The organism is Corallococcus sp. AB045, from assembly GCF_003668895.1.
Classification (GTDB): Bacteria; Myxococcota; Myxococcia; order Myxococcales; family Myxococcaceae; genus Corallococcus; species Corallococcus coralloides.
On record NZ_RAWN01000305.1, the window covers coordinates 1 to 7,858 of the forward strand.

4 protein-coding genes are annotated in these 7,858 nt (G+C 70.9%); all 4 read right to left on the reverse strand.

All coding sequences use genetic code 11. The features are described from left to right. On the reverse strand, window positions 1-1,287 hold a 1,287-nt coding region (locus D7Y21_RS38860; RefSeq protein ID WP_121718400.1), incomplete at its 3' end, for a tetratricopeptide repeat protein. Next, the gene (locus D7Y21_RS38865; RefSeq protein ID WP_121718401.1) at window positions 1,284-4,712 is read right to left on the reverse strand and encodes a tetratricopeptide repeat protein; all 3,429 of its coding nucleotides are present in this window, start codon (window positions 4,710-4,712) and stop codon (window positions 1,284-1,286) included. The genes D7Y21_RS38865 and D7Y21_RS38860, both read right to left, overlap by 4 nt. Before the next feature lie 5 nt (window positions 4,713-4,717). Continuing rightward, on the reverse strand, window positions 4,718-7,123 hold the full coding sequence (locus D7Y21_RS43560) for a tetratricopeptide repeat protein (protein ID WP_121718402.1): 2,406 nt from the start codon (window positions 7,121-7,123) through the stop codon (window positions 4,718-4,720). A 13-nt stretch (window positions 7,124-7,136) separates the two neighbouring features. Beyond that, the coding region (locus tag D7Y21_RS38875; protein ID WP_233612462.1) for a dihydrolipoamide acetyltransferase at window positions 7,137-7,858 on the reverse strand (722 nt) is incomplete at its 5' end.

Here is a 7,858-nt window from a genome sequence, read left to right on the forward strand (position 1 = left end):
TGCCTCGGGGGCCTTCGCGGGGGCGGCGGCTTCGGCGGCCTTCTTCAGGCCCTCCTTGCGCTCGCGCTCGCGGCGGCGGGTCTCCCGGTCGATGCTCTTCTGCGCGTCCTTGAGGTACTGCGCGGTGCGCTCGTCGGTGCCGCCCTTGGACTTGTACTGCTCCAGGAAGGACGCGGCCTTCTGGAGGCGCTCCAGGGCGTCCATACCTGCGGGCTCCAGGTCCAGGTGGAGCAGGCCCAGGTTGAAGTACACGTCCTTCGTGTCGGGCTGGAGCTGGAGCGTGCGCTCGTACTCGGCCAGGGCGCGGGGGAAGTCGCCTTCGCCGCGGTACGCGTTGCCCAGGTTGAGGTGGGCGGCGGCGAAGTCCGGCGCGGCCTTCACGGAGGCCTCCAGCTCCACGCGGGCGCCGGCGTAATCCTCGCCCTGGTTGAGCAGGGTGCCCAGGTTGTTGCGCGCCTCGGCGAAGTCCGGCCTGAGCGCGATGGCCTGGCGGAAGCGCTCCAGCGCCTGGGGGCGCTCCTTGAGGCCCAGGTGCACCAGGCCCAGGGCGTTGAGGGTGGCCGCGTCCTGCGCGTCGATGGCGAGCGCGTTGCCCAGCACCATGGAGGCCAGCTCGTACTTGCCTTCGCGGGCGTACACCTGCGCGAGCACCTGCATCGCGGGCACGTGCTGTTCGCTGACCTGGAGCGCGCGGCGGGCCTCCGCGACGGCGGCCGGGTGCTTCTTCTGCAGCAGCAGGTTCAACGCCAGCGCCGTGCGCCGGGCCACCGAGTCCTGCTTTGTCAGCGCCTCGCGCAGCTCCGCCTCCAGCGACGCCGCGCGGCCCGTGCGCGCCGCCAGCCGCACCAGGCAGTCCCACGCGGCTTCCTGGTTCGGGTCCAGCGCCAGCGCCTGACGGTAGGAGCGCTCCGCGTCCGGGAAGCGGCCCTGGCGCTCCTGCACGATGCCCAGGTTCGTCCACGCGGGGCCCAGCTTCGGGGACTTCTCCAGCAGGGCCTTGAGCGCGGTCTCCGCGATGGTCAGCTCACCGCGCCGGGCGACCTCCACCGCGCTGGTGAAGTCCTTCTCCGGGCCGGCGAGCGACTTAGCGACCGGCGCCGGTTCCTTCGCCTGGGGCTTCGCGTCACCAGACTTCGCGTCACCAGACTTCGGCGACGTGCTGACGGCGGTGGCGGGTCCGGCTTCCGGCCCGGTGAGCTTCGAGTCCTTGCGCGTCTCCGGACCGGAGGCGCAGGCGGACAGCCAGAGCACGAGCCCGGTGAGCGCGAACTTGCGGCCCGCGTTCATGGCGTGCCCCCTTCCGTGAGCCGGGTCGCCTTGTCCGGGTCGACGCGCGCGGGCGCGGGCGGCGCGGCGAGGCTGCCCAGCAGGCCATCCGGATACACGGTCTCCGACGCGAGCGCGCCCCGGGCCTCCTTGAGGACGGGGTACTCCTTGGGGCGGAAGCGGTTGAGGGACTCCAGCGTGCGGCGCGTCCACTCGTTGGAGACGCGGTTGTTGCGCGCCTCCTTGAGCGTGGCGGCGTAGCTCTCCACCGCGCGGTCTTCCAGGGCCACGGTGCGCTGCGTGAGCATGTCCTGGTACGTCAGCACCGCCTCGTCCCCCAGGCGCTTCACTTCCGGAGGCACGGGCGCGTCCAGCAGCGTGGCCGCGAAGCGCTCCAGGGCGTAGCCGCGCCGGTAGAACGACGCCAGCGACCATTCCAGCTGCTTGTACGGCAGGACCTTCGCGTACGCGGCATCCACCGTCTTCACGGCTTCGGTCTTCTTGCTGAAGCTCTTCTCCAGCGCCTTGCCGGAGCCGCTGAGCTTCAACGCGTCGAAGCGCTGGAACTCCAGCTCGGCCAGCTGGAAGCGGCTGTACGCGGCGGCTTCCGCGGCGCGCAGCTGCGTGTCCGGCTTCAGCTTGCGGCGGTCGAAGTCATCCGCGGCGGCGGCGTACGCGCGCTCGGCTTCCTTCGCGTTGCCGCGCTTCTTCCACGCGTCGCCCAGGCGGCGCTTCGCGTCCACCACCAGCTCCACCTGGTCCGCCTTGCTGGCGAACTTGCGGACGAAGGCCTCCAGCGCCTGGATTTCTCCCTTGGTGTCGCCCTGCTTCTCCAGGATGCGGGCCGCGCGGTACTGGTTCTCCGGCGCGTTCTTCCCGTGGGGATGCAGCTCCACGCAGCGCTGGAAGGCGGCGGCGGCCTCCGCGTAGCGCTGCTGTCCTTCGAGCAGCGACGCCGCGTTGTAGAGCGCGGCCTCTCGCTCCTCGGCCTTCGGATAGTCCTTCACCAGCTTCTGGTAGCTGGTGACGGCCTTGTCGAAGTCGTAGGACTTCTGCGCGTTCAGGGCCACGCGGAACAGCGCGGTGTGCGCCCACGGCGACTTCGGGTAGTCGCGGTAGATGCGCTCGTAGAGCTTCATCGCGGAGTCGAAGCGGCGCAGCTCCTCGTAGGCCACCGCCGCGTTGTTGAGCGCCTTGTCCGCGAACTCGTGCCGGGGGGCCTCCTCCACCAGCTGGAGGTACTTCCTGGCCGCCTCGTCGTAGCGCTTCTGCGTGGCCAGTTGGTCCGCCAGGTTGAAGCGGCCGGCGAGCTTGAACTTCATCAGCTCGCGGTACTGCTCACTGGACGGATCCACCACCTGCGCGTTGCTGGCGAGCCGCGCGCTGACCTCCTCCACGCTCTTCCAGTCCTGGTCGATGAGGAAGGACTCGATGATGAGGTTGGTGGCGTAGCCGGCCACCGGGTTGCGCGGGTACGCCTGCACCACGCGCTCGAAGCGGGGGCGGGCCTGGGCGAAGTCGTCGTGCGTGTAGAACAGCTCCGCGGCCTGGTAGGCGATGCCCGGCGCGGCCTCCTCCTTGGGCAGCAGCGCCACGTACGCGTCGGACGCCTTCACGAGCGCGGCCTCCGTCGGGGCCAGGGCCACGGGCGCGTGCGCGCTGTCCTTGGGGCGCTCGCTGGCGCGCAGCGGCTTGCGCTCCGGCACGCGGCCCGCCTTCACGTCCTCGTCCAGCTGCGCCTTCCAGGCGAGCACCGCGTTGTGCGCGGACACGTCCCGGTAGGTGTTGTCCTGGTTGGAGTCGCGTACGGCCGCGTACTCCTTCGCCGCCGCGCCGTACGCGTCCGAGTTGAAGAGGGACTCGGCGTGGAAGAAGCGCATCGCGTACGCGGTCTTGCTGCGCGGGAAGCGCTCCAGGTAGGTGCCGTACGCGCGCGCCGCGGCGGCGTAGGTGGCCTTCGCCTCCGCGTCCTTGCCCTCCTTCTGGAAGGTCTGCGCCTGCTGGTGCTGGTACGCGGCGGCGGAGTAGAGGCTCTGCTCGGCGAGCGTCTGCGCGTGCGACAGCGCGTTCGGGTCGTCCTTGTTCTTCTCGTACCAGGCGCCGCCGGGCAGGTAGTCGTTGGCCAGCTTCTCCGACTCGCGCGCGTACAGGTCCATGCGCCGGTCGCGCTCGTAGGCCTGGACGATGCGCTGCTGCAGGCGGGGCGCGTCCGTGGTGAGCGGGTGGGTGGACAGCACCTGCTGATACGCGGCGATGGCCTCCGTGTTGCGGAGCTGGTCGAAGTAGACGTTGCCCAGCCGCCGGTACACCTCCGCCTCGTAGGGCCGCCCGCCGCGCTTCGCGAAGAGGTCGCGGGCCCTGGCCACGCCGCCCCAGGTCTCGTCCGCCAGCGACAGCGCGATGTACTGGAGCGCCTCCGAGCGCAGGTCGCCTTCGTCCGCCTTGCTGCCGGACTGCTGGTGGGACTGGTAGTGGTCCAGGAGCAGCAGGAAGCTGTCCACGGACTCCTCGAACCAGTTCATGCGGTAGTACGTCCAGGCCAGCTTGTAGCGGGCCTTGTCGTAGAACCGGTGCTCCGTGTCGCGCGTGGCGGCGGTGTACGCGTCCGCGGCCTTGCGCAGCGCCTCCGGGTCGGTCTCCTCCTCGAACCAGTACTCGCCGATGCGCGTCCACGCGTCAGTGGCGAAGCGGCTCTTCGGATAGCGCGTGGTGAGCTGCTGGTAGGTGGCGAGGCTCTCCTCGTCCTTGTGCTGTTCGTTGAGGCAGTACGCCAGCAGGTACAGGGAGCCGTCGTTGAGCTTGTAGTCCGGGAAGCGCGCGAGCAGCGTGCGGTACACGCCGATGGACGGCGTGAAGTCCACGTCCGGCTCCGGCGGCAGGTCCGCCATCGCCTCGTCGGACATCGTGCGCACGCGCTCCGCGTAGTCCTTGCGCGCCAGCTGGTGCTCGTCCGCGGAGCGCTCGTAGTACAGCTCCGCCAGCCGGAACATCACGTCCGGCGTGGCACGAGGCTCGTCCGGGTAGCGCCGCAGGAAGTCCTCGAAGCGGGCGATGGCGTCCAGCCGTTGCGTGCGCTCCTGCGACTCCAGCGCGGTGAGCGTCTTCTCGTAGGCGTTGTTGAGCGCCGAGCGCTTCTGCTGGTAGCGCCGCTCGATGAGCTGCCTCACCTCGCGGTGGAAGTCGCGCGACTCCGCCTCGTACGCCTCCAGCGCGCGGCTCACGTCGCGCAGCAGCTTCTCCTGTTCGGCCGTGTGGCCCAGGCCGTCCAGGTAGCGCGAGGTGTTGGGCGCGGGCGGTGCCGCGGGCGCCGGCTGGGACTTCGCGGGGGCCGCGGGCGCTGAAGGCGTGGAGGCCTTCTTCGCGGCCTGGCCAGGCGTCTTGGCCTTCGCGGCGTGAGCGGCCAGCGGCGCCAGGGCGATGAGGAGGGCGAGGGCAGGGCGGCGCATGGCCTTCAGTCCCCCCCTTCCGACGACAGGACGTCCTTGAACTCCAGGTCGAGCGCGCGCAGGGCGTCCGACTTCTCCTTGGCGACCTTCTGGATGTTCGCGGTGTTGTCCTGCGTGCGGCTGAAGGCCACGTCCACCGTGCCAGTGTCGGCCTTGAGCACCAGGTCGTAGAACTGCTGCCGCACGCGGCGGAAGCTCTCGTAGGCGATGCGGCCCACCAGGTTGCGCGCGTCGCCGGACGCGGCGGCCACCTCCTGCTCGTAGCCCTGGAGCAGCGCCTGCTCCACGCGCACCTTGTCGCGGATGGACTTCACGCGGTTCTCCAGCCGCGCGCGCAGCGCCACCCGGGCCACCGCCACCCGTCCGCGCAGCGAGTCGATGCGCGTGCGCACCGTGTGCATGCGCAACAGCACGCGGGTGTCCTCGCCGGACAGCCGGCCTTCACCGGCGCGCAGGACGCCGTGCTCCTGCTGGAGCGCGGCGGAGTAGCGGGCGCGGATGGCGGCCTCGCCCTCCAGCGACGTGTCCGTGGACTGGCGCTCACTGGCGAGCCGGGCGCGCGTGCGGTCCAGCTCCACCTGCAGGTCCCTCAGCGTGGCGATCTCCGCCTGGAGCTGCACCAGGAACTCGCGCTCCTCGGCGGGGTCGGCCTGCCGCTCGTCGCGCGTGTCCTCCACCCACTTGCGGATGGCGGCGGCGTTGGCGTGCAGGCTCTGGAGCTCATAGCCCACGCGGAAGGCCTCGCGGTCCACCACGTCCACCTTCGCCTGCATGCGGTGGCGGCGCTCCTCCAGCTCCTTGTTGGTGGTGGGCAGCGCCGCGAAGCGCAGCCGCTGGGCCTCGCGCGCGCCCTGGGCGACGAGCAGCTTCTCGCGCTCGGCGGGCGTCAGCTTCTCCTCCACCAGCGCGGCCTCCGCCTGCACCAGGGACTGCTCCACGGCGGTGAGCGCGGTGTCCACGGCCTCCGTGCGGACGTAGCCCTCCTGCAGCTCCGGGAAGGCCTCCAGCCCGCGCGCGTCCAGCGCCTCCAGGATGCGCTCCGCGATGGCCTTCGCCTCGCCCGCGCCCTGACGGCCGCTGTCCAGGTCGCCCACCATCCGCACCGCGTCCGCGACCTCCTTCTGCGTGGACGCGTACTTCAGCGCCAGCGGGGGCAAGAGCGTGCTCACGTCCAGCGAGCGCTCGTTGCGCGCGAGCAGGTTGTCGAAGTACGCGACCGGGTCATGGTTCACGCGCAGGAGCGCGTCCACCTTGTCGCGCGCGGGCGTGAACATGCGCGCCACGCCGTCATACGTCTCCAGCGCCTCGTCGTACTGGCGCAGCTTCTGGAGCAGGTGCCCCTGGAGGATGCGTGCCTCGGGAGCGAGCTGCGAGTCCGGCGCGACGAGCAGCAGGATGTCCGTGGCGTTCTTCGCCTGCGTGAAGTCCTGCTTGCGCACGTACGTCCACGCGACCTCCAGCAGCGACTCCGGGAAGAACTCGCTCTCGCGCGGAATCTGGCCGTAGTGGTCCAGCGCCTCGTCGTAGCGGCCCGTCTCGTACATCAGCCGGCCCAACGACAGGAACGCGAGCTCGCGGAAGCGCTGGGCCTCCGCCTCCGCAAGGCCGGTGGACACCACGGCCTCCGGCCCGGTGCCCACGATGCGCTGGAACTGCGCGATGGCGGCCGGGTAGTCCCCGCTCTGCACGCTCAGGACGCCCAGGTGGTAGACGGCCTGCACTCGGAAGGCGCCGGGCGCCTGCGCCAGCGGAGCGAACAACGCGCGCGAGCGCTGCTGGTGCTCGTCCGGCGTCAAATCCATGCGCTTGAACGTGCCGCGCGCGTGCACGTAGGCGATGTCCGGCGCCAGCACGCCGCCCGACAGCTGCCGCGCCTTCTCCACGTACGCGTCGATGCCGTCGAACTGCTGGAGCCTGCCCGCCACCGCGAGGTAGCGGCTCACGGCCTCCTTGTAGCGCTGCGGCGTCAGGTTCAGCGACAGCACGTCGCGCAGGTACACCCTCGCGCCGATGTCGTTCTTCTGCTGGTAGAGCGCATCCGCCAGATAGAAGACCGCCTCCGGGTAGCGCGGGTTCGCCTTGAACGCCGGGTCGCTCACCAGGTCGTAGAAGAGGACGGACGCGGCGGCCCAGTCCCCCAGGAGCGAATACACCTCGCCCTCGGAGAAGCGCTTGAGCTGCGAGTCGGTGCTGCTGGGCTCGGGGCGCTCCGTGAACTGCGTCTCCACGAAGCGCAGCGACAGCTCCGCGGTGCGCAGCTGCGCCTCCACCGCTTCCACCGAGGCCGCGCGCGAGCTCAACGAAGCGGGCATGGGCGGCAGCGCGGCTCCCGGCTTGGAGGCCTGGGGCGCCGGAGCGGGCGCGGCCCCGAGGGACAGCGCGAGGGCCAGGGCGTGCAGCGTCGCGGTCACGGCCTTGCGCTCCCTACTTCGGCTCGCTGGAGGTGGTGGCCGGCGCGGCGGGTGTCCCCGGAGCGCCTTCCGTCTCCGAGCCGGAGCCGGCGGGCCGGTTCGCGCGCGTGTCCTTGGCCACTTCAATGTCGTAGCGCACCGCGGGCCGGTCCTTCAGGTCCGTGGTGAGGCCGCCCTTCTCCACACCCACCACGTTCACCGTGGTGACCTTTCCGGACTCCGCGTTGAAGGTGTAACTGGATTGCACCTTGAACTTGTAGCCCTCCAGGTAGCTGAACACGCCGTAGCCGCTGCCCCGGTACACGAGGCGCACCGCGAGCTGGTGCTGGCCCGGCACGATGCGGCCGTTGAAGACCTCCAGCGACTGGTGCCGGTTCAGGTCTCCCTGCGTGTCCACCTGGGTGAAGATGGGCGCGCCGTCCAGCGCGTACACCACCGACTCCAGCTGGAACGCGTTGCCCATCTCGTTCTTGTGCACCAGCACCGCGCGGGCGCCGGTGGACAGCTCGCCGCCCATCACCGACTCCTGGAGCAGCAGCAGGCGCGCCTTGGAGCGGTAGATCTTCTCCTTCAGGTCGACGACCTGCTCCTCCAGCGTCTTCACGCGGGACGTGAAGGCCTCATCCGCCGTCTGGTCGCCCGTGGGTGCCTGCGCGGCGGGGGCGGCCTGCGGCGTGCCAGCGGCCGGAGATGCAGCGGCGGCCGGCGCGGCGGCGGGAGGCGGGGAAGCAGGGG